The organism is Pseudomonas sp. GL-B-12, assembly GCF_019955895.1.
Lineage (GTDB): Bacteria > Pseudomonadota > Gammaproteobacteria > Pseudomonadales > Pseudomonadaceae > Aquipseudomonas.
On the sequence record NZ_JAHBCX010000048.1, the window covers coordinates 13,693 to 33,536 of the forward strand.

The following is a 19,844-nucleotide window of genomic DNA, read 5'->3' on the forward strand; positions in this document are numbered from 1 at the left end:
ATACCAGTAGCTTGGGAATATGGCTGCTTTGGCGGTGATCGTCGTCGATGTTTTGCGACAAAGCCAAGTGCGCCATACTGCGCGCTGGTTTTTTTGGGGTGGATGGGTCCTGCATGAAAAAGCGTCTGGTTGCCGCCTTCGGTGTATGGATGGCGTTGTTTCTCGGGGCTCAAACGACCGTGGCGGCCTCGGCCCCGCCACTGACGCAATTGAAGGTACTCAAGGTCGCGTCGCCGTCCTGTGGTGTCGAGAACATCGACGAAGGGCAAACCCGGACGCGTTGCGATCACAATGGCCCGAACATCACGGTGTATGTGCTGGAAGTGGGCTACGGGCGTGAGGCCCATGTCGCCCTCGATGGTTTCGAGGTGAACGGCACACGGACACCGGTTTGCGCGTTCAAGAACGGCAACCTGACCAGTTGCACCCCCGGGGAAAAAACCGTCGGCTATTTGTACGCTCTTGATCTGGCGGGCAAGCAGGAAGGCACATTGACCTTCAGCAATACCTCGATCAACGCGCCCGGCAACACGATGTCGACGCAGCTTTACATCAAGTAACCACAGGTCTCGAACAAGGGGCGGGAAAGCTGTCTACGCTTAAAAGATCATTCTGTGGACAGCATCTGATGACCTTTAGAGCCTTGATTGCCCTCGCCGAGGGCACCGATGACCTGCAAACCGTGACCCTGATCGACGTGCTGCGCCGCGCCAAAGTAGAAGTGGTGGTGGCCAGTATCGAAGGGCGGCGCATGCTCACCTGCGCCCGCGGTACTCGCCTGACTTCCGATGCGATGCTGGTGGACTTGCTGGCGCAACCCTTCGACCTGATTGCCTTGCCCGGTGGTGCGGTGGGTTCGCAGCACCTGGCAGCCCACCAACCCCTGCAACAATTGATCATGGATCAGGCGGCAGCCGGTCGCCTGTTCGCCGGCATCGCCGAAGCGCCCGCCGTGGCGCTGCAGGCCTTTGGCGTATTGCGTCAACGGCGCATGACCTGCCTGCCCTCGGCCAGTCATCAACTGTCGGGCTGTACTTTTGTCGATCAACCGGTGGTGGTCGACGGCAACTGCGTCACGGCCCAAGGCTCAGGCGCCGCTTTGGCGTTTGCCCTGGCGCTGGTGGAGCAACTCTGCGGTAAAGCCACTCGTATGGCAGTGGCGGGGGAGTTGCTCGTTTAGAGAGTGTCAGACTTTCGCCTCTTCCTTCTCTTCATCTTTAGCCACGTGCATGCGATCGCGGCTGGCCAGTGTCGGGAACAGTTTGACCCACACCCCGGTCACCACCAGCGTTCCGATCCCGCCCAAGACTACGGCTGGCACAGTGCCGAACCAATGGGCGGTCAGGCCTGATTCGAATTCACCCAACTGGTTCGAGGCTCCAATGAACAAACCGTTCACGGCGCTGACCCGGCCGCGCATTTCGTCCGGTGTTTCCAGTTGTACGAAAGATGCGCGAATCACCATGCTGATCATGTCTGCCGCGCCCAATACCACCAGCACCGCCAGGGAAAACCAGAACGAGGTCGACAGGCCGAAGGCGATGGTTGCCACGCCGAAGATGCCTACGGCCGTGAACATCACCCGCCCGACGTTGCGCTCCACGGCAAACCGCGCCAGGAACAGCGACATCAGCAGCGCACCCACTGCCGGTGCCGAGCGCAACAGGCCGAGGCCCCACGGGCCGGTCAGCAGAATGTCCTTGGCGAACACCGGCAGCAGTGCCGTCGCACCACCCAATAACACCGCGAACAGATCGAGGGAGATCGCCCCGAGAATGTCCGGACGACTGCGGATAAAGCGAATGCCCGCCAGCAGCGAATCCAGAGTGGCCTTGCCCTTGTTCAGCGGGGTTTGCCGGGCCGGCAGGTTGAGCATCAGCGAACAGGCGATGACATACAGCAGCACCGTCGGGCCATACACCCAGACGCTGCCGAAGCCGTAGAGCAAACCGCCGAGGGCCGGGGCGACGATGGTGGCTGATTGCTGGGCCGATTGTGCGGCGGCGACCGCTCGGGGAAACAGCGCGCTGGGCACGATGCTTGGCAACAGCGCCTGGGTGGTCGGCATTTCAAAGGAACGAGCGGCACCGAGCAGGAAGGCCAGGATAAAGATCATTTCCCGGGTGACATGGTCGGTCGCGCTGCCGATGGCCAACGACAGGGCGATCAATGCCTGCAGGAACTGGCAGATCGCCGCAACCTTGCGCCGGTCATAGCGGTCGGCGACGTGCCCGGTGTGCAGCATGAACAGCACGCGCGGGGCGAACTCGACCAGGCCGACCAGACCTAGGTCGAGCACGTTGCCGGTCAATTGATACAGGTTCCAGCCGATGGCCACGGTGAGCATCTGGAAGCCGCTGGCGGTAAATACCCGGGCCAGCCAGAACGCGAGAAAAGGGCGATGGTGACGTAACAGCAAGGGCTCTTGGCTGGGCATCTGCGGGGAAATCTGGGGGAGAGGGGAACGGCGAGATTATCACCAACCTGTAACAGAAAGTTGCCGTGACAAAAAAATAGTTAGCCAGACATCGATTTTTCAAACGCCGAAAACCTTGTGGCGAGGGAGCTTGCTCCCGCTGGGCTGAGAAGCAGCCCTAATCTCAGCAGGTTCGCTCTTTCATGTGAATGGCATTCATTGCTATGACGACTGCTGCGCAGCCGAGCGGGAGCAAGCTCCCTCGCCACGGGCAATTTATTTCAGGCCATTTCGATAGCCGTGAGGCAACTTGTCACGCGGCAAAAGACCACGCGGTTCATCCCCGAAATTGGGACTACTCTTTCAACGTTGATTGATCCAGATCAAAACCCACAAAAGGAATTGATCCGGCGGCCGCAAGGCCAGACTCCCTGCGTTGTGATGCGTGCAAAAAAAGAACAAACAGAGATTCGCCACACTCCATACCCGTGGGGGCCGTGGGTGCAGGCTTCCAGCCAGCAGCCGTACTACCTGACAGAGGAAGACTTATGTTCGGTTTAGAGGCACTTGATCTCGCCCGAATTCAGTTCGCGTTCACCATCTCGTTCCACATCCTGTTTCCGGCCATCACCATCGGCCTGGCGAGTTACCTGGCAGTACTCGAAGGCCTGTGGCTGAAAACCCATAACGACACCTACCGTGACCTCTACCATTTCTGGTCGAAGATCTTTGCCGTCAACTTCGGCATGGGGGTGGTTTCCGGCCTGGTAATGGCCTATCAATTCGGCACCAATTGGAGCCGCTTCTCGGACTTCGCCGGTTCCGTGACCGGGCCGTTGCTGACCTATGAAGTGCTCACGGCATTCTTCCTCGAAGCCGGATTCCTCGGCGTCATGCTGTTTGGCTGGAACAAGGTCGGGCGTGGCCTGCACTTCTTCGCCACCGTGATGGTGGCCATCGGTACATTGATCTCCACGTTCTGGATTCTCGCCTCCAATAGCTGGATGCAGACCCCGCAGGGCTTCGAGATCGTCAACGGTCAGGTCATACCCACCGACTGGCTGGCGGTTATCTTCAACCCGTCGTTCCCGTATCGCCTGATGCACATGGCCACGGCTGCATTCGTCGCCACGGCCTTCTTCGTCGGCTCCTCCGCGGCCTGGCATTTGCTGCGCGGCAAGGACAACCCGGCGATCCGCAAAATGCTCTCGATGGCCATGTGGATGGCATTGATCGTCGCGCCGATCCAGGCCGTCATTGGTGATTTCCACGGCCTCAATACGCTTGAGCATCAGCCGGCAAAAATCGCTGCGATCGAAGGCCACTGGGAAAACAAGGGTAACGAGGCGACTCCGCTGATCCTGTTCGGCTGGCCGGACATGAAAGAAGAGAAAACCAAGTTCGCTGTCGAGATCCCGTACCTGGGCAGCCTGATCCTCACGCACACCCTGGACAAACAGGTGCCGGCGCTCAAGGAGTTCCCGCCTGAAGACCGGCCGAATTCAACCATCGTGTTCTGGTCGTTCCGGATCATGGTCGGCCTGGGCTTCCTGATGATCTTCACCGGTTTGTGGAGCCTGTGGCTGCGCAAGCGCGACACCCTCTACACGTCGCGGCCGTTCCTGTACCTGGCATTGTGGATGGGGCCGTCCGGCCTGATCGCGATCCTCGCCGGCTGGTTCACCACGGAAATCGGCCGTCAGCCATGGGTGGTCTATGGCCTGATGCGTACGGCGGATGCGTCGTCCAACCATAGCTTCGTGCAGATGAGCATCACCCTGATCCTGTTTGTCGTGGTTTATTTCGCGCTGTTTGGCGCCGGTCTTGGCTACATGATGCGCCTGGTGCGCAAGGGGCCGAAGATCGACGAAGGCAAGGAAACCAACGACGGAGGCCCCGGCCAGAAACGCACACCGGCCCGTCCGCTGTCCGCCGCTGACGACGATCACACCGATGCCGGCCACAGCCTGACAAAGGAGATTTGAATCATGGGTATTGATCTTCCGCTGATCTGGGCCGTGATCATCATCTTCGGCGTCATGATGTACGTGGTCATGGACGGTTTCGACCTGGGCATCGGCATTCTCTTCCCGTTCATTCCGGGCAAGACGGATCGCGATGTGATGATGAACACCGTCGCCCCAGTCTGGGACGGCAACGAGACCTGGCTGGTGTTGGGTGGCGCGGCGTTGTTCGGCGCGTTTCCGCTGGCCTATTCGGTGGTGCTCTCGGCGTTGTACCTGCCGCTGATCCTGATGTTGATCGGGCTGATCTTCCGCGGCGTGGCTTTCGAGTTCCGTTTCAAGGCCAGGGACGACAAGCGGCATCTGTGGGACAAGGCGTTCATCGGTGGCTCGGTCACTGCGACGTTCTTCCAGGGCGTAGCACTCGGCGCGTTCATCGATGGGCTGCCGGTGGTCAATCGGCAGTTCGCCGGTGGTTCACTGGACTGGCTGACACCGTTCACGATGTTCTGTGGTGCGGCATTGGTGGTGGCGTATGCGTTGCTCGGTTGCACCTGGTTGATCATGAAGACCGAAGGCAAGTTGCAGGAACAGATGCACGACCTGGCACGGCCATTGGCCTTCGTACTTCTGGCGGTGATCGGCATCGTCAGCATCTGGACCCCGTTGGCCCACGCAGAAATCGCCGCACGCTGGTTCACCATGCCGAACCTGTTCTGGTTCATGCCGGTGCCGATTCTGGTGCTGGTGACGATGTACGGCCTGATCCGCGCCGTGGCCCGCAACGCGCACTACACGCCGTTCCTGCTGACCCTGGTGCTGATCTTCCTCGGTTACAGCGGCTTGGGCATCAGTTTGTGGCCGAACATCATCCCGCCGTCGATCTCGATCTGGGACGCCGCCGCGCCGCCGCAAAGCCAGGGCTTCATGCTGGTGGGCACGCTGTTCATCATCCCGTTCATCCTGGGCTACACCTTCTGGAGCTACTATGTGTTCCGCGGCAAGGTCACCCATGAAGACGGCTACCACTAGCCCTGTGCACCGCGAACCTGTGGGAGCGAGCTTGCTCCGGGCGGCGTTCCGACGATGGCGTCCTGACAGACGCCATCGATCTACATCGGAGGATTTATCAATGAACGGCAAACATTCCCTGCACGACATTGAAGAAGCCGAAAAAAAGCCGCTGTGGCAGCGGCTCGGCTGGTTGGCCCTGATCTGGGTCGGCAGCGTGGGCGCCTTGTTCATAGTCGCCAGCCTGATGCGTCTGTTCATGAACGCGGCCGGCCTGACCACGCACTGACATCTCTCCCGTGGCCTCAAGGCACGGATTTACGACCCTCCGACCGGAGGGTTTTTTTTGCCTGTTACTTGCGCGCCTTGAGGATCACGAACTTCGGATTGGCCGCCACTTGCTCGACGCCACGGAACAATCGCGCCAGCTTGCTGCGGTAGCCCAGGTGACGATTGCCAACGATGTACAGCGCGCCGCCCACGACCAGCGCTTCGCGGGCCTGCTGGAACATCCGCCAGGCCAGGAAGTCGCCCACCACTTGTTGCTGGTGAAACGGTGGATTGCACAGCACGACGTCAAGCGATTGCGGTTCCTGGCCGGCCAGGCCATCACCGGCTCGCACGATCACTTCCCGTTCACCCAAGGCTGCGCGCCAGTTTTCGCCGGCCGACTGCACCGCCATGAACGACTCGTCCACCAGCGTGTAGTGAGCCTCGGGATTTTGCAGGGCGCTGGCGATGGCCAGGACGCCGTTGCCACAACCGAGATCGGCGACCCGCGCTGAGCCAAGGTTTTTTGGCAGGTGTGGCAAAAACGCCCGGGTGCCGATGTCCAGGCCTTCGCGGCAAAACACATTGGCGTGATTGAGCAGTTCGATGGCCGGTTCGTCGAGTCGGTATCGCGTTGGGTAAGGCGACACCGCTGGAGTTTTGTCTTGAGCCGTGGCAATCAATAGCCGGGCCTTCTTCACCGCCAACGAGGCTTGCACGGGGCCGATGTAACGCTCCAGCAAGTCGCCCGCCGCCCGGGGCAGATGCTTGATCATGGCTGCGGCAACCACTTGGGCGCCAGGTGTCAGTTGGCCTTGCAGGCGGATCAGTTGTTCTTCCAGCAGGGCCAGGGTTTTCGGTACGCGGATCAGCACGCAGTCGAACGGACCGGCAGGGGCTTCGCTGGCGGGTACGCTCGGCACCGCATCAAACGCCAGGCCGTTGCGCACCAGGTTCTTTTCCAGACCCTGGAAAGCCAGGAACGAATCACCGCTGCTGACCACCTTCACCTTGCCCGCCAGGCTGGCCGCCAACGCGCCGAAACTGTCATTGAGCACCAATACCCGGGTGTCCGACGCCGGCTGCTGCTCGGCCAGATGATTGAGCAGGTATTCGTCGGCCGCATCGAAAGCTTGCAGCGGTTCGTTCTGCTGTTCGGGCTGGCGGATCAGGTCGAGGCTGGCGAAGGGTGTTTCGAGCAAAGGCATGGGGCGGGGCTCTGGGTAATCAACGGATGTCCCGCTGCCCTAAGGCGTTGGAGCGGGCGGAGCCGTCCGAGTGAACTGCGTCGTGGAGGTCTACACGTCATCACTCAGGAGGGACCGCAAATGGTACGTTTTTTTTGCCTGGATTACCCGCAGGTTTTCCCGCAATCGGGCGCTTTCAGATGGCTCCGGAGCGGGCCGCGACGATGACTGCCGCAATCTTGTTGTTGACACCGAGCTTCTCGATAGCCCTGTGCACATGAAAGTTGACCGTGCGTTCACTCAAATTGAGAATCCTGGCAATTTCATAGGCCGTCTTGCCATCGGCCGACAGTTTTAATACTTCGAGTTCCCGCCGTGACAAGGGAGGAGCCTGAGGGCGAGCCGGTTTTCTCGGTTGCATTGCGATCGCCAGAGCGTGCAAATGGCGACTGATGAACACCGAGAATCCGAGATGCTCGTACAGTTCATAGGCTGAAATCGGGCAATGGCTTCTGGCCAGGCTGAGAATACTGCGCAGACCGGTTTCCTCATCGTGGATCGCCTGGGACCAGCCATGCTGCAAACCTTGTTGCTGCAGCTGCTGCCATAGCCATGGCGTCCTGGAAAAAAGCTCTTCGCTCCAGAGAACCGGCAATGTTGAATGATTGCAGTGCGCCACTACCGGGTCTATTTGCGTGGCATTGTTTTTTTCATATTGAATGTTCCACTCATGGGGAAAATTGTTCAGGTTTACCGAACTGGTGCCGGCCACGACTGAGTTCGAAGTAATTGAAAAGCCACAAAATTTATATCCAAGGTTTCTAGCGAAGTTGAGCGCGATTCGATAGGCGGTATTGATCTCTTGTGTGTGTGCCAATTGGTTGAGCTGAGACTCCTTCCAGATCTCCATACAATGATCTCCATTAACCTGTCTTTCTGGTGCAATATTGGATCCAAGATCCGTCACGCCACGAAGTGTAGGACAGTTCCTACGATTATGGTTCGACAATTTTGCTCTTTTAACTCTTGGAAAAGTGTGTTCCAGGTTCTTAGGCGATCGATGAGTTATAAAATGCCATATGGCATTTTATAATCATGGTTGTATGTCGAATTTAGTAAACAGTCCCTAGTGCAGATTAATGTCACTACAAATTGTCGGTGGTTATGCTGCTTTCTTTGCGGGACACTGGGGTATCTTTGATTGGAGACTTCCATGTCCGTCAGCGAAGAAAAATTTACGCGCCAGACCTTGCTCGAGGTTCATCCGCTGACCCCGAACCTGTTTACCCTGCGCGCCACGCGGGATGCAGGGTTTCGTTTTCGGGCGGGGCAGTTTGCCCGATTGGGCGTTACCAAGGCTGACGGCAGTACGGTATGGCGCGCCTACTCGATGGTGTCTTCGCCTTTTGACGAGTTCCTCGAGTTCTTTTCCATTGTCGTACCGGGCGGTGAGTTCACCAGCGAACTGAGCCGGCTGGGTGTTGGCGATGCATTGCTGGTCGACCGCCAGGCCTTTGGCTACCTGACGCTGGACCGGTTTGTCGATGGGCGCGATCTGTGGTTGTTAGCCACAGGCACGGGCATCGCGCCGTTCCTGTCGATACTCCAGGACTTCGAAGTCTGGGAGCGATTCGAGCGGATCATTCTGGTCTACAGCGTTCGCGAAGCTCGGGAACTGGCTTATCAGGAACTGATCGCAGGGCTGGCGAAGCGTGAGTATCTGGCGGAGTACACCCATAAACTGCAATTCATCACCACGGTCACTCGTGAACAGCATCCCGGCTCATTGAACGGGCGGATCACCACGCTGATTGAAAACGGCGAACTGGAGCGCGCCGCGGGTGTTGCGCTGACGCCCGAGCACTCACGGGTCATGCTGTGCGGCAATCCGCAGATGATCGATGACACGCGCAAGCTGCTTAAACAGCGGGACATGCACTTGAGCCTCAGCCGGCGACCCGGCCAGGTGGCGGTGGAAAACTTCTGGTAAAAAAAAACGGCGCCTCGAAGGCGCCGTTTTATTTTTTGCTAATGCCGTCAAGGCCGGTTGTTCTGGGCCTTGAGCAAGTCACGGATCTCGCCCAGCAACTCTTCTTCCTTGGTTGGAACCGGCGGCAGGCTGGGGGCCACGGCCTCTTCGCGCTTCAGGCGGTTGATGGCCTTGACACCCATGAAGATCGCGAAGGCGACGATGACGAAGTCGATGATGGTCTGGATGAATTTGCCATAGGCCAGCACCACGGCGGGAGTAGCACCCTCCGCTGCCTTGAGCGTTATGGCCAGATCACTGAAGTCCACGCCACCGATCAGCATCCCGATTGGCGGCATGATCAGGTCGCCGACAAACGATGTAACGATCTTGCCGAAGGCCGCACCGATGATGATACCGACGGCCATGTCGACCACGTTGCCTTTGACCGCGAAGGCCTTGAACTCATTGAGCACGCCCATAGGTTATTTCCTTGTTACAGATGAGGTTGATGCACGCAGTGTAAATCAGCAAATCGCTTCCTGCTCGAATCAACTGCCTGCTGTGCTTGCCAGCAATCGCCCTGGGTGGTGTTGAACAATTCACCGATTGATCTCATCTGTGGGGCGACCAGGTCTTCTGCGGTGTTTTGCATACGACGTTTTTCAGCGATTTGGCTTCGTTTGTGTGAGCGAGCCAAGGTTGAGGGACTATCACTGAATCGGGACGTTAAAGTTGATCGGGCAGTTAGTGGTCAGCGGGCGGTATTGAAAGTCGATTGCAGTTGTAGTGATGTGGACTATTTGGTTGGTTTTGGGGCTAACAAGCTACGTGTTCCCCTGAGTTAATAACCGTGCTTTATGTAGGTGTTTTTGGGGTTGTGTATTAAGTGTGTAAATGAATAAGGTTTGTATAGGTTTTCAAGTTGTGCAGTAAGGTCTGTCTCTAGGGTTTATTGGTTATGTTAAACAAAAAACTTATACAAGGCTTGTAAGTGAGTGTATATCAATATGTCTGCGTTTAATGGGACTGATTGAAATCATCAAAAGGGTTGCGAAGTATCTGGCCGCACTCGCGCGCTTCAGCTGAGCTATCATCGCGTTTTTTTCCGGGAGTTCCGATGGCCAAGGCCAAGCGCATGTACGGCTGCACCGAGTGTGGCTCAACCTTCCCCAAATGGGCCGGCCAGTGCGGTGAGTGCGGGGCCTGGAACACGCTCACCGAAACCATGGTGGAAAGCGGCGGGGCAGCAGCCCCCAGCGGTCGTACCGGCTGGGCCGGCCAGCAGGCGCAGATCAAGACCTTGGCCGAAGTCAGTGTCGAAGAAATTCCGCGCTTCTCCACTGCCTCCAGCGAGCTCGACCGGGTTCTGGGTGGTGGTCTGGTGGATGGCTCGGTGGTGCTGATCGGTGGCGACCCTGGCATCGGCAAGTCGACCATTCTGTTGCAAACCCTGTGCAACCTCGCCAAGAGCATGCCGGCGCTGTATGTCACCGGTGAGGAATCCCAGCAGCAAGTGGCCATGCGTGCGCGGCGCCTGGGGTTGCCTCAGGATCAACTGCGGGTCATGACCGAAACCTGCATCGAAGCCATCATCGCCACGGCCCGTCAGGAAAAGCCCAAGGTGATGGTGATCGACTCGATCCAGACGATTTTTACCGAGCAACTGCAATCGGCACCGGGTGGTGTATCCCAGGTGCGTGAAAGCGCTGCGTTGCTGGTGCGTTATGCCAAACAGAGCGGTACGGCGATTTTCCTGGTGGGCCACGTCACCAAGGAAGGCGCGCTGGCTGGCCCTCGAGTGCTGGAGCACATGGTCGACACCGTGCTGTATTTTGAAGGCGAGTCCGACGGGCGCCTGCGTCTGCTGCGGGCGGTAAAGAACCGTTTCGGTGCGGTCAATGAGCTGGGCGTGTTCGGCATGACCGATAAGGGTCTGAAAGAAGTCTCCAACCCCTCGGCGATTTTTCTGACCCGGGCCCAGGAAGAAGTCCCAGGTAGCGTGGTGATGGCAACCTGGGAAGGCACGCGGCCGATGCTGGTAGAGGTACAAGCGCTGGTGGACGACAGTCACCTGGCCAACCCGCGTCGGGTCACGCTGGGGCTGGATCAGAACCGGCTGGCGATGTTGCTGGCGGTGCTGCACCGTCACGGTGGCATTCCGACCCATGATCAGGACGTGTTTCTCAACGTGGTCGGCGGGGTCAAGGTGCTGGAAACGGCGTCCGACCTGGCGTTGATGGCGGCGGTGATGTCCAGTTTGCGCAACCGGCCGTTGCCCCACGATCTGCTGGTGTTCGGTGAAGTCGGGCTTTCCGGTGAGGTGCGTCCGGTGCCGAGCGGTCAGGAGCGTTTGAAAGAAGCCGCCAAGCACGGCTTCAAACGGGCCATCGTGCCCAAGGGCAATGCGCCGAAAGAGGCGCCGGCTGGGTTGCAGATCATTGCCGTCACGCGTCTGGAACAGGCGTTGGACGCGTTGTTCGAGTAACTCACGGACGAAACTCAAAACCTGTGGGAGCGGCGGTGCGGCGATCCGACTTGCTCGCTCCCACATTGGATTGATGACAGGCCGTCAAATCTCGATCAGCGCACCCAATTCTCGTTCCAGTTCCTGCGGGTCAGCGAGGTTGAGCTCGATCAATCGTCGCAGGCACTCGATGGATTCCAGGCTAATGTGCCGGCAGACAAAGCCGAGCTGGCCGTGGTCTTCGTGGGTCAGGTGCACATCCATGGCGATATCGACGTCATCGCTCAGATGAATATCCACTGAGAAATCCTGCTGGCGATCGCCCTGCCAGTGTTCGGGTCGCTCGATCAGCAACCCCTTGAGCGACAGATCAATCAACTTCACCGGCCAAGTGGACTCACCCTGACTCAGCTCGGTTCGGACATCGAACGCAATACGTTTGAAGCGGCGACGTTCGGCAGGGGGCTCGCTCATGGCGCGATCCTCGGATATATACGCTGACTATAGACCCGCATGATCAAAGGCATGCCAGCGCATGCAGGTGTCTAGACCAATGTCGGGGTATGGTCTTTGCCGTCAGGAGCGCTAAACTCGGGGTGGCTGTCTTTCTTGTCCACTCTGGCTGGAATAATAAAATGAAAAATAATAATAGCCCGCTACGCCATTTGCCTTGGCTGGTGCTGGCAATCGTAGGTGCGTGCGCCCTGGGTGTCGTGGCATTGCGCCGAGGCGAGGCAATCAACGCCCTGTGGATTGTGGTCGCTGCCGTGGCCATCTATCTGGTCGCCTACCGCTACTACAGTCTGTTCATCGCTAGCAATGTCATGCAACTCGATGCGCGACGGGCCACTCCCGCTGTGCTCAACAATGACGGTCTGGACTACGTTCCAACCAACAAACACATTCTTTTTGGTCACCACTTCGCGGCCATCGCCGGCGCGGGGCCTTTGGTCGGTCCGGTATTGGCGGCGCAGATGGGCTACTTGCCTGGCACGCTGTGGCTGATTGCCGGCGTGGTGCTGGCCGGTGCGGTGCAGGACTTCATGGTCCTGTTCATGTCCACCCGCCGCAACGGCCGATCCCTCGGCGACATGGTCCGTGAGGAAATGGGCCGCATCCCCGGCACCATCGCGCTGTTCGGCTGCTTCCTGATCATGATCATCATCCTCGCGGTGCTGGCGCTGATCGTGGTGAAAGCCCTGGCCGAGAGCCCGTGGGGCATTTTCACGGTGATGGCGACCATCCCGATCGCGATGTTCATGGGCATCTACATGCGCTACATCCGTCCGGGTCGCATCGGTGAAATCTCGGTGATCGGCGTGCTGTTGCTGCTCGGTTCGATCTGGCTCGGCGGGCAGATTGCCGCGGATCCAGTGTGGGCCAAGGCGTTCAGCTTTACCGGTATCCAGATCACCTGGATGCTGATCGGTTACGGTTTTGTCGCAGCGGTGTTGCCTGTGTGGCTGATCCTGGCACCGCGCGACTACCTGTCGACCTTCCTGAAAATCGGCACCATCGTCGCTCTGGCCATCGGCATCCTGGTGACCATGCCCGAGCTGAAAATGCCGGCCCTGACCCAATTCATCGACGGCACCGGCCCGGTATGGAAGGGCGGTCTGTTCCCGTTCCTGTTCATTACCATCGCCTGTGGCGCGGTCTCGGGTTTCCACGCGCTGATCGCTTCCGGCACCACGCCGAAGCTGCTGGATAACGAAACCAACGCCCGCTACATCGGTTATGGCGGCATGCTGATGGAATCGTTCGTGGCGATCATGGCGATGGTCGCCGCGTCGGTGATCGAACCAGGCGTGTACTTCGCCATGAACAGCCCGGCGGCCGTGGTCGGCGGTGATGTGGTGGCCGTTGCGACAGCCGTCAGCAACTGGGGTTTTGCGATTACCCCGGAAGCCCTGCAAGCGGTAGCTCACGACATTGGTGAAACCACCATCCTGGCCCGTGCTGGCGGCGCGCCAACCCTGGCGGTCGGTATCGCGCAGATCCTGCACAGTGTTCTGCCGGGTGAAAACACCATGGCGTTCTGGTACCACTTCGCGATCCTGTTCGAAGCGCTGTTCATCCTGACCGCAGTCGACGCCGGTACCCGTGCCGGTCGCTTTATGCTTCAGGACTTGCTCGGCTCGTTCGTGCCGGCCCTGCGTCGCACCGAATCCTGGACTGCCAACCTGATCGCCACTGGCGGTTGTGTGGCCATGTGGGGCTGGTTGCTGTACCAGGGCGTGATCGATCCATTGGGTGGCATCAACACCCTGTGGCCGCTGTTCGGCATCTCCAACCAGATGCTGGCCGGTATCGCTCTGATGCTCGGCACCGTCGTGTTGATCAAGATGAAACGCCAGCGTTATGTCTGGGTCACCATGTTGCCGGCGGTGTGGCTGTTGATCTGCACCACGACAGCTGGCTTCATCAAGCTGTTCGATGCCAACCCGGCGATCGGCTTCCTGTCGCTGGCCAAGAAATATAGCGATGCCTTGGCCAACGGCCAGATCCTCGCCCCGGCCAAGGACATCACCCAGATGCAGCACGTGATCTTCAACGCCTACACCAACGCAACGCTGACCGCACTGTTCCTGTTCGTGGTGTTCAGCATCCTGTTCTATGCACTCAAGGTCGGTATTGCCGCCTGGGGTAAAAAAGAGCGTACGGATAAAGAATCGCCATTCCAGGCGCTGCCGGATGCGTAACCAGAGGATTGCAGCATGTTCAATGACTTGAGTCGCCTTGGTAAATACCTCGGTCAGGCTGCGCGCCTGATGGTCGGCATGCCCGACTACGACAACTACGTCGAGCATATGCAGACCAAGCACCCGGACAAACCGGTGATGAGCTATGAGATGTTCTTCCGGGAGCGTCAGGAAGCCCGTTACGGTGGCAAGGGTGGGCCGAAGTGCTGTTGATCCGGATTGCGGGTTAACAGCAAAACCTGTGGGAGCGAGCTCGCTCGCGATGGCGGACTGTCAATCAACAGTGATGTTGAATGTTAAGCCGCTATCGCGAGCAAGCTCGCTCCCACATTTGTTTTGTGTTGTTTTTTCACTGTGTGAAAAAGGAGATCCAGTTTGTCCTCTCCCATCCCAGTCACGATCCTCAGCGGCTTCCTCGGCGCCGGCAAGACCACCCTGTTGCGTCACCTGCTCAAGGCCGAGCACGGTCTGAAAATCGCCGTGATCGAAAACGAATTCAGCGACGCCGGTATCGATACCCAGTTGTTGGGCGATGAGCCGGTACAAGTGATGACACTGTCCAATGGCTGCGTCTGCTGCACCATCCACACCGACCTGACCAAAGCGCTTTATCTGTTGCTCGAGCGTCTGGACCAGGGCGACATCGCCTTCGACCGCCTGGTGATCGAATGCACCGGCCTGGCCGATCCGGCGCCCGTGGCACAAACCTTTTTCATCGACGAAGAGTTGCGTGAGCGCTATATCCTCGACGGCATCATCACGCTGGTCGACGCCGCGCATGCCGACTTGCACCTGACCCAGACCATCGCCCAGGCGCAGATCGGATTCGCCGACCGCTTGCTGGTGAGCAAGCGTGACCTGGTGGACGAAGCGACCTTCACCGCGTTGAGCGAGCGCCTGACCCGCATCAACCGTCGCGCCCCGATCCGCGTGGTTGACCACGGCAAGATCGACCTGGCCGAGTTGCTCGATGTGCGCGGCTTCAACCTCAACGCCGACCTCGGTGGCGGCGTGAGTTTGCGCCCGGTCAGCCAGGCAGCTCCATCCATGGACCGCATTTCCAGCCTGGTGCTGCGCACTGAAAAACCGCTGGATATCGACAAGCTCAGTGAGTTCATGAACGAGCTGCTGGAGGAGCATGGCAAGCAATTGCTGCGCTACAAAGGCGTGTTGAGTATCCTCGGCGAATCCCGTCGCATGGTGTTTCAGGGGGTGCTGAAGCTTTATGGTTTCGACTGGGATACCGAGTGGGCGGAGGACGACGTGCGCGAGAGCGTGATCGTGTTCATTGCCGATGACTTGCCGGAGGAAAAGATTCGCGAGGGGTTTGCGCGGGTGGCGGCGGAGTAACGTCAGAAGTTGCAGTGAGCCTTGAGCCGCATCGCGAGCAGACTCGCTGAAGTGCACTCCCCCTGTGGGAGCGAGCCTGCTCGCGAAAGCGATCTAACCTGCGGCACAGTTTTGGCCCATTGCCGATGCAGGGCTCAGCAACAAATCTTCCAGATAATCCAGATGCCGGTTGAGCGCGACTTGCGCCGTCGCGGCATCTCCTCGCTCCAGCGCATCCAGAATCTCCATGTGCTCCACGCAATAATCCTTCTGCTGCAGATCAAACTGCGTAATTGCCAGCGAAGTCACCGGTACCAGGCTCTCAAGAAAATGCGCTAGCGGTGCATTCCCCGCCATTTGTGCCAACTGCAGATGAAACTCTCCCGACAATCGAATCGCCCGGCCACGCTCGACGCATTGACGCTCGTTTTCGACCAGTGTCCGCAGGTGCTTCAGGTCTTGCGCGCAGGGTCGTTGACAGGCCAGCCGCACCAACATGATCTCGGCCAGGCGCCGGGCATGCAGTGTCTGCCGGGTCTGCTCGACATCAAGCTCGGCGACGCGGGGACGATGGTTGACCCGAAGGATGATGACCTGCTGATGGGACAGTCGCGTCAGCACATCACGCATGTCGCTGCGCCTTGCACCGAACATCTGCGCCAGGCTTTCTTCGGTAAAGCGACTGGCCGAATGGATGCGCTGTTCGAAAATGGCGTCGAGGACCCGTGAATACAGATCATCCACCGAAGGGCGGACGGGCAGGGTGGCGAGCGTTTGTGGCGAGGCGAAGCTGTTCATGGCCAATCTCCAGTTCGAAGAGGTTTCAACTGCCGAGGTTGTCTTCCGGGATGTTCAATTCGATGCCCATGCGCTGGCCTTCGCGCAAAATGTGCCGACGCATCTCGGCGCTGGCCTGGGCGCTGTTCTTGCTGCGGATCGCCCGCACCACCGCCTCGTTTTCTTCAAGGCGCTCAGCCAGATGCTCCGGGGAGTTGCGTAACACTTCGGCGCTCTGTTTGAGGGCGTTGCTGGTCTGCTGGACCACGCTCTGGAAGATGGGGTTGGATGTGAGCGTGAACAATTCTTCGTGGAACGCGATGTAGGCATTCACGCCGGCTTCACTGTCGATGGCTTCCAGGGCTTCGCGCATGTCCATCAGGGTCAGGCGCAGCTGCCCGACTTCCTTGCTGCTGATGGACTGCGCCACCAGGCCGACGATGAACGGCTCGAGGGTGTAGCGCAGTTGCAGCACGTCTTCCAGGCTCGCTGCGGCCACTGCACTGTCATGCGTCTGGCTGTCAGCGAGATTGGCTTCGAGCACCACCACGCCTTTGCCCGGCATCGAACGCACCAGGCCAAGGGTTTCCAGGACAATGACCGCCTCACGCAGGCTCGGGCGGCTGATGCCCAATTGTTCGGCCAGATCGCGTTGCCCCGGCAGCATTTCGCCGGAGCGCCACTGACCTCGGGCCAAAGCGGCCCGAAGTTTTTCTACCACTGAGTTGACGACGGTTGATGAGGTAATCACTAGTTCGCTCCATGAGCCGTGCCTGCGGTCGGCAGGCACGGCGGTCATTCAGAATTCTTTGGCTGCCGCTTGAGCAACCGGTTTTCTCGGCTGGAAGGTATAACCCGCCTGGCCCGAAAGTACCTTGTTCGCCCGCTCCACATCGATGTCCTTTTCCCACCGCGCGATGGCGACGGTCGCCACACAGTTGCCGATCAGGTTGGTCAGCGCCCGGCCGATGCCCATGAACCAGTCCACGGCCAGCACCAGCACCAGACCCACCACCGGAATTGCCGGAATGGCTGTCAGGGTGGCCGCCAGAATCACCAGCGCCGAGCCCGGAATACCGTGGGCCCCCTTGGACGTGATCAACGATACCAACAGAATCGTCAGCAGGTCGGTCATCGCCAGCGGCGTGCCGGTGGCATTGGCGATGAACACGATGGCCAGGGTCAGGTAGATCGAGAAACCGTCGAGGTTGAACGAGTAACCCGTTGGAATCACCAGCCCGACCGTCGAACTGCCGATGCCCAGATGCTCAAGCTTGCGCATGATTTGTGGCAGTACAGCGTCGGACGAAGCAGTGCCCATGACGATCAGCAGTTCTTCGCGCAGGTACTTGAGCAACGGCCACATCTTCAAGCCGGAGAGGCGCATCACCAGGCCGAGAATCAAGGCCACGAAGGCAGTACAGGTCAGGTAGAACAGACCGACCAGGCTGCCCAGGTGCTGCAGCGAGTCCAGGCCATATTTGCTAGTGGTGAAGGCGATCGCACCGAACACACCAATCGGCGCCAGGCGCACGATCATGCCCATGATGCGGAAGATCACATGGCTGAGTTCATTGATCAGCCGTGAAATACCCGACGCCGCCTCGCCCACCAGATTCAGTGCACTGCCGAACAACACTGAAAACAGCAGGACCTGCAGGATATTGTTATCGGCAAAGGCACCGATCACCGAAGTCGGAATCAGTTCCATCAGGAACTGTGTGGTGGTGTGCATGTGCTGGCCGCGCTGGGCAATGTCGCCCATGTCGGCTGCGGAAAGCTGCTCCAGGTGAATGTTCGCGCCGCTGCCGATGCCGGTGCTGAAGGCGAACACCAGACCGATCACCAGGGCGATGGTGGTCAGTACTTCAAAGTAGATCACCGATTTGAGGCCGATGCGTCCGACCTTTTTCAGGTCGCCGGCACCGCTGATGCCGCTAACTACTACGCAAAACACAATCAGGCCGATGAGCATTTTGATCAGCTTGATAAAACCGTCACCGAGCGGTTTGAGCTGAGCGGAGTATTCGGGAAGGGTCAGCCCGCAGATGATGCCGAGCACCAGTCCGAGAACCACTTGGAGGAAGATTGAACGCGAGCACCATCTGAGCATGGGAGGAATCCTGGTCGGTGTCCTGGCTTCCGTGTGCGGGGCACATCAGATTCAGGACTTAATTATTGTGGTCTTACCGGTATGTCCAGTGCAGGCGCAGTCTAGGCGTTATTTTTGGGTGTTCGCAAGTAAAAATTAGAAAATTGGCATGACCGGTCTTACCAGTTGGTTGGTGAGCGCAGTTTAGAGCCTTTCACCGGCGGAATAAAAAAAACGGGCGAAAAAAAACCGGCCATCTCTGGCCGGTTTTTATAGCTACGGTTTAGCGGGCTGATTAAGCGCCGTACACCGGCAGCTTCTTGCAGATAGCCTTGACCTTCTCACGAACGGCGTCGATCACCGCTTCGTTGTTCAGGTCAGCCAGGATGTCGCAGATCCAGCCGGCCAGTTCCTTGCACTCTGCTTCCTTGAAGCCACGAGTGGTCACAGCCGGGGTGCCGAAGCGCAGGCCGGAGGTGACGAACGGGGAACGTGGGTCGTTTGGCACCGAGTTCTTGTTCACGGTGATGAACGCTTTGCCCAGCGCGGCGTCGGCGTCTTTACCGGAGATTTCCTGCTTGATCAGCGACAGCAGGAACAGGTGGTTCTCAGTACCGCCGGAAACCACGTCGAAACCGCGCTCGATGAACACGCTGGCCATGGCCTGGGCGTTCTTCACTACTTGTTGCTGGTAAACCTTGAACTCAGGCTGCAGCGCTTCCTTGAAGCAGATCGCCTTGGCTGCGATCACGTGCTCCAGTGGGCCGCCCTGGGCGCCCGGGAATACCGCGGAGTTCAGCTTCTTCTCGATGTCGGCGTTGGCGCGAGCCAGGATCAGGCCGCCACGTGGACCGCGCAGGGTCTTGTGGGTGGTGGTGGTCACCACGTCAGCGAATGGAACCGGGTTCGGGTAGACGCCAGCGGCGACCAGACCGGCCACGTGGGCCATGTCGACGAACAGGTAGGCACCTACTTTGTCGGCGATTGCACGGAAGCGCGGGAAGTCGAGGATCTGCGAGTAGGCAGAGAAACCGGCCACGATCATTTTTGGCTTGTGCTCAACGGCCAGGCGCTCGACTTCGTCGTAGTCGATCAGGCCGTTGGCGTCGATGCCGTACTGGATGGCGTTGTACAGCTTGCCCGAAGACGAAACGCTGGCGCCGTGGGTCAGGTGACCACCGTGGGCCAGGCTCATGCCCAGGATGGTGTCGCCGGCCGACAGCAGGGCCAGGTAAACCGCGGAGTTGGCTTGGGAGCCAGCGTGCGGCTGAACGTTGGCATAGTCAGCGCCGAACAGCTCTTTGGCGCGGTCGATAGCCAGCTGCTCGACGATGTCTACGTACTCGCAACCACCGTAGTAGCGCTTGCCCGGGTAGCCTTCGGCGTACTTGTTGGTCAGTACCGAGCCTTGAGCTTCCATCACCGCAGGGCTGGTGTAGTTTTCCGAAGCGATCAGCTCAATGTGCTCTTCCTGGCGCTGAGCTTCTTGCTCCATGGCGGCAAAGAGATCGGCGTCGTACTTGGCAATAGTCAAATCACGGCTGAACATGGCGGTCCTCAGGGATCGGGGGCGGAAAAGGGGGGCATTCTAACCCAATGGGTTTTAGATGGCATATGAAACGGCATCATGTCGCAGACAAGTGGCATTCACGGTGCTCGG

The 19,844-nt window shown here is 58.9% G+C and carries 19 protein-coding genes; 10 read left to right on the plus strand and 9 right to left on the minus strand.

Going from position 1 to position 19,844, the window contains the following annotated elements; translation table 11 throughout:
• Positions 1–113 precede the first annotated feature (113 nt).
• Positions 114–560 carry a DUF4879 domain-containing protein gene (locus tag KGA85_RS24325; protein WP_223459174.1) on the plus strand — a complete coding sequence of 149 codons (447 nt, stop codon included), beginning with the start codon at positions 114–116 and terminating at the stop codon, positions 558–560.
• A 68-nt stretch (positions 561–628) separates the two neighbouring features.
• A complete protein-coding gene (locus KGA85_RS24330; RefSeq protein ID WP_223459176.1) occupies positions 629–1,180 on the plus strand; it encodes a DJ-1 family glyoxalase III in 552 nt (183 codons plus the stop codon).
• 6 nt (positions 1,181–1,186) lie between these two features.
• On the opposite strand, the gene KGA85_RS24335 is transcribed toward KGA85_RS24330, so the two are convergent.
• Positions 1,187–2,437 carry an MFS transporter gene (locus KGA85_RS24335; protein WP_223533658.1) on the minus strand — a complete coding sequence of 417 codons (1,251 nt, stop codon included), beginning with the start codon at positions 2,435–2,437 and terminating at the stop codon, positions 1,187–1,189.
• A 527-nt stretch (positions 2,438–2,964) separates the two neighbouring features.
• Here KGA85_RS24335 and KGA85_RS24340 point away from each other — a divergent pair.
• The 3 genes from KGA85_RS24340 to KGA85_RS24350 all read left to right on the plus strand — a co-directional run bounded on the left by KGA85_RS24340 (position 2,965) and on the right by KGA85_RS24350 (position 5,680).
• A complete protein-coding gene (locus KGA85_RS24340) occupies positions 2,965–4,401 on the plus strand; it encodes a cytochrome ubiquinol oxidase subunit I (RefSeq protein WP_223459180.1) in 1,437 nt (478 codons plus the stop codon).
• 3 nt (positions 4,402–4,404) lie between these two features.
• Complete coding sequence (gene cydB / locus KGA85_RS24345; protein ID WP_223459181.1) at positions 4,405–5,412, plus strand: cytochrome d ubiquinol oxidase subunit II; 1,008 nt, start codon at positions 4,405–4,407, stop codon at positions 5,410–5,412.
• Between the two features lie 100 nt (positions 5,413–5,512).
• Complete coding sequence (locus KGA85_RS24350; protein WP_015096916.1) at positions 5,513–5,680, plus strand: DUF2474 domain-containing protein; 168 nt, start codon at positions 5,513–5,515, stop codon at positions 5,678–5,680.
• 64 nt (positions 5,681–5,744) lie between these two features.
• On the opposite strand, the gene KGA85_RS24355 is transcribed toward KGA85_RS24350, so the two are convergent.
• Together KGA85_RS24355 and KGA85_RS24360 are read right to left on the minus strand one after the other, a co-directional pair.
• Positions 5,745–6,869 (minus strand): methyltransferase, encoded by a 1,125-nt coding sequence (locus KGA85_RS24355; protein ID WP_223459183.1) that lies wholly within the window; start codon positions 6,867–6,869, stop codon positions 5,745–5,747.
• A 175-nt stretch (positions 6,870–7,044) separates the two neighbouring features.
• On the minus strand, positions 7,045–7,758 hold the full coding sequence (locus tag KGA85_RS24360) for a helix-turn-helix transcriptional regulator (RefSeq protein WP_223459185.1): 714 nt from the start codon (positions 7,756–7,758) through the stop codon (positions 7,045–7,047).
• 303 nt (positions 7,759–8,061) lie between these two features.
• On the opposite strand from KGA85_RS24360, the gene KGA85_RS24365 reads away from it, so the two are divergent.
• Complete coding sequence (locus KGA85_RS24365) at positions 8,062–8,838, plus strand: ferredoxin--NADP reductase (protein ID WP_223459186.1); 777 nt, start codon at positions 8,062–8,064, stop codon at positions 8,836–8,838.
• Positions 8,839–8,885: 47 nt separating this feature from the next.
• Here the strand turns inward: KGA85_RS24365 and mscL are convergent, their stop codons facing one another.
• Positions 8,886–9,299, minus strand: coding sequence for a large-conductance mechanosensitive channel protein MscL (mscL, locus tag KGA85_RS24370; protein WP_008004290.1), 414 nt, complete (start codon positions 9,297–9,299; stop codon positions 8,886–8,888).
• A gap of 638 nt (positions 9,300–9,937) precedes the next feature.
• On the opposite strand from mscL, the gene radA reads away from it, so the two are divergent.
• Positions 9,938–11,305 (plus strand): DNA repair protein RadA, encoded by a 1,368-nt coding sequence (gene radA / locus KGA85_RS24375; protein WP_008004292.1) that lies wholly within the window; start codon positions 9,938–9,940, stop codon positions 11,303–11,305.
• Positions 11,306–11,389: 84 nt separating this feature from the next.
• Here the strand turns inward: radA and KGA85_RS24380 are convergent, their stop codons facing one another.
• Positions 11,390–11,758: a PilZ domain-containing protein gene (locus KGA85_RS24380; protein WP_223459188.1), complete on the minus strand. Its 369-nt coding sequence runs from the start codon at positions 11,756–11,758 to the stop codon at positions 11,390–11,392.
• Between the two features lie 161 nt (positions 11,759–11,919).
• On the opposite strand from KGA85_RS24380, the gene KGA85_RS24385 reads away from it, so the two are divergent.
• The 3 genes from KGA85_RS24385 (at position 11,920) to yjiA (ending at position 15,336) form a co-directional block, all read left to right on the plus strand.
• Positions 11,920–13,986, plus strand: coding sequence for a carbon starvation CstA family protein (locus tag KGA85_RS24385; RefSeq protein WP_223459190.1), 2,067 nt, complete (start codon positions 11,920–11,922; stop codon positions 13,984–13,986).
• 15 nt (positions 13,987–14,001) lie between these two features.
• Positions 14,002–14,199 carry a YbdD/YjiX family protein gene (locus KGA85_RS24390; RefSeq protein ID WP_007895266.1) on the plus strand — a complete coding sequence of 66 codons (198 nt, stop codon included), beginning with the start codon at positions 14,002–14,004 and terminating at the stop codon, positions 14,197–14,199.
• 162 nt (positions 14,200–14,361) lie between these two features.
• Positions 14,362–15,336, plus strand: a complete 975-nt coding sequence (gene yjiA, locus KGA85_RS24395; protein WP_223459192.1) for a GTPase — start codon at positions 14,362–14,364, stop codon at positions 15,334–15,336.
• A 93-nt stretch (positions 15,337–15,429) separates the two neighbouring features.
• Here yjiA and KGA85_RS24400 read toward each other — a convergent pair whose 3' ends face one another.
• From KGA85_RS24400 to glyA, 4 genes are all read right to left on the minus strand, one after another.
• On the minus strand, positions 15,430–16,113 hold the full coding sequence (locus KGA85_RS24400) for a GntR family transcriptional regulator (protein WP_223459194.1): 684 nt from the start codon (positions 16,111–16,113) through the stop codon (positions 15,430–15,432).
• 25 nt (positions 16,114–16,138) lie between these two features.
• Entirely contained in the window at positions 16,139–16,843 is a 705-nt protein-coding gene (locus tag KGA85_RS24405) for a FadR/GntR family transcriptional regulator (protein ID WP_223459196.1), read from the minus strand.
• Positions 16,844–16,891: 48 nt separating this feature from the next.
• Positions 16,892–18,205, minus strand: a complete 1,314-nt coding sequence (locus tag KGA85_RS24410) for a C4-dicarboxylate transporter DctA (RefSeq protein WP_223459198.1) — start codon at positions 18,203–18,205, stop codon at positions 16,892–16,894.
• Positions 18,206–18,479: 274 nt separating this feature from the next.
• The gene (gene glyA / locus KGA85_RS24415) at positions 18,480–19,733 is read right to left on the minus strand and encodes a serine hydroxymethyltransferase (protein ID WP_223459200.1); all 1,254 of its coding nucleotides are present in this window, start codon (positions 19,731–19,733) and stop codon (positions 18,480–18,482) included.
• Positions 19,734–19,844 lie beyond the last annotated feature (111 nt).

Excerpts from the sequence above, each read along its gene's own strand:
- KGA85_RS24325 (WP_223459174.1), top strand. The coding sequence starts at position 114 with ATGAAAAAGCGTCTGGTTGCCGCCTTCGGTGTATGGATGGCGTTGTTT.
- KGA85_RS24330 (WP_223459176.1), top strand. The coding sequence starts at position 629 with ATGACCTTTAGAGCCTTGATTGCCCTCGCCGAGGGCACCGATGACCTG.
- KGA85_RS24335 (WP_223533658.1), bottom strand. The coding sequence starts at position 2,437 with ATGCCCAGCCAAGAGCCCTTGCTGTTACGTCACCATCGCCCTTTTCTC.
- KGA85_RS24340 (WP_223459180.1), top strand. The coding sequence starts at position 2,965 with ATGTTCGGTTTAGAGGCACTTGATCTCGCCCGAATTCAGTTCGCGTTC.
- cydB (WP_223459181.1), top strand. The coding sequence starts at position 4,405 with ATGGGTATTGATCTTCCGCTGATCTGGGCCGTGATCATCATCTTCGGC.
- KGA85_RS24350 (WP_015096916.1), top strand. The coding sequence starts at position 5,513 with ATGAACGGCAAACATTCCCTGCACGACATTGAAGAAGCCGAAAAAAAG.
- KGA85_RS24355 (WP_223459183.1), bottom strand. The coding sequence starts at position 6,869 with ATGCCTTTGCTCGAAACACCCTTCGCCAGCCTCGACCTGATCCGCCAG.
- KGA85_RS24360 (WP_223459185.1), bottom strand. The coding sequence starts at position 7,758 with ATGGAGATCTGGAAGGAGTCTCAGCTCAACCAATTGGCACACACACAA.
- KGA85_RS24365 (WP_223459186.1), top strand. The coding sequence starts at position 8,062 with ATGTCCGTCAGCGAAGAAAAATTTACGCGCCAGACCTTGCTCGAGGTT.
- mscL (WP_008004290.1), bottom strand. The coding sequence starts at position 9,299 with ATGGGCGTGCTCAATGAGTTCAAGGCCTTCGCGGTCAAAGGCAACGTG.
- radA (WP_008004292.1), top strand. The coding sequence starts at position 9,938 with ATGGCCAAGGCCAAGCGCATGTACGGCTGCACCGAGTGTGGCTCAACC.
- KGA85_RS24380 (WP_223459188.1), bottom strand. The coding sequence starts at position 11,758 with ATGAGCGAGCCCCCTGCCGAACGTCGCCGCTTCAAACGTATTGCGTTC.
- KGA85_RS24385 (WP_223459190.1), top strand. The coding sequence starts at position 11,920 with ATGAAAAATAATAATAGCCCGCTACGCCATTTGCCTTGGCTGGTGCTG.
- KGA85_RS24390 (WP_007895266.1), top strand. The coding sequence starts at position 14,002 with ATGTTCAATGACTTGAGTCGCCTTGGTAAATACCTCGGTCAGGCTGCG.
- KGA85_RS24400 (WP_223459194.1), bottom strand. The coding sequence starts at position 16,113 with ATGAACAGCTTCGCCTCGCCACAAACGCTCGCCACCCTGCCCGTCCGC.
- KGA85_RS24410 (WP_223459198.1), bottom strand. The coding sequence starts at position 18,205 with ATGCTCAGATGGTGCTCGCGTTCAATCTTCCTCCAAGTGGTTCTCGGA.
- glyA (WP_223459200.1), bottom strand. The coding sequence starts at position 19,733 with ATGTTCAGCCGTGATTTGACTATTGCCAAGTACGACGCCGATCTCTTT.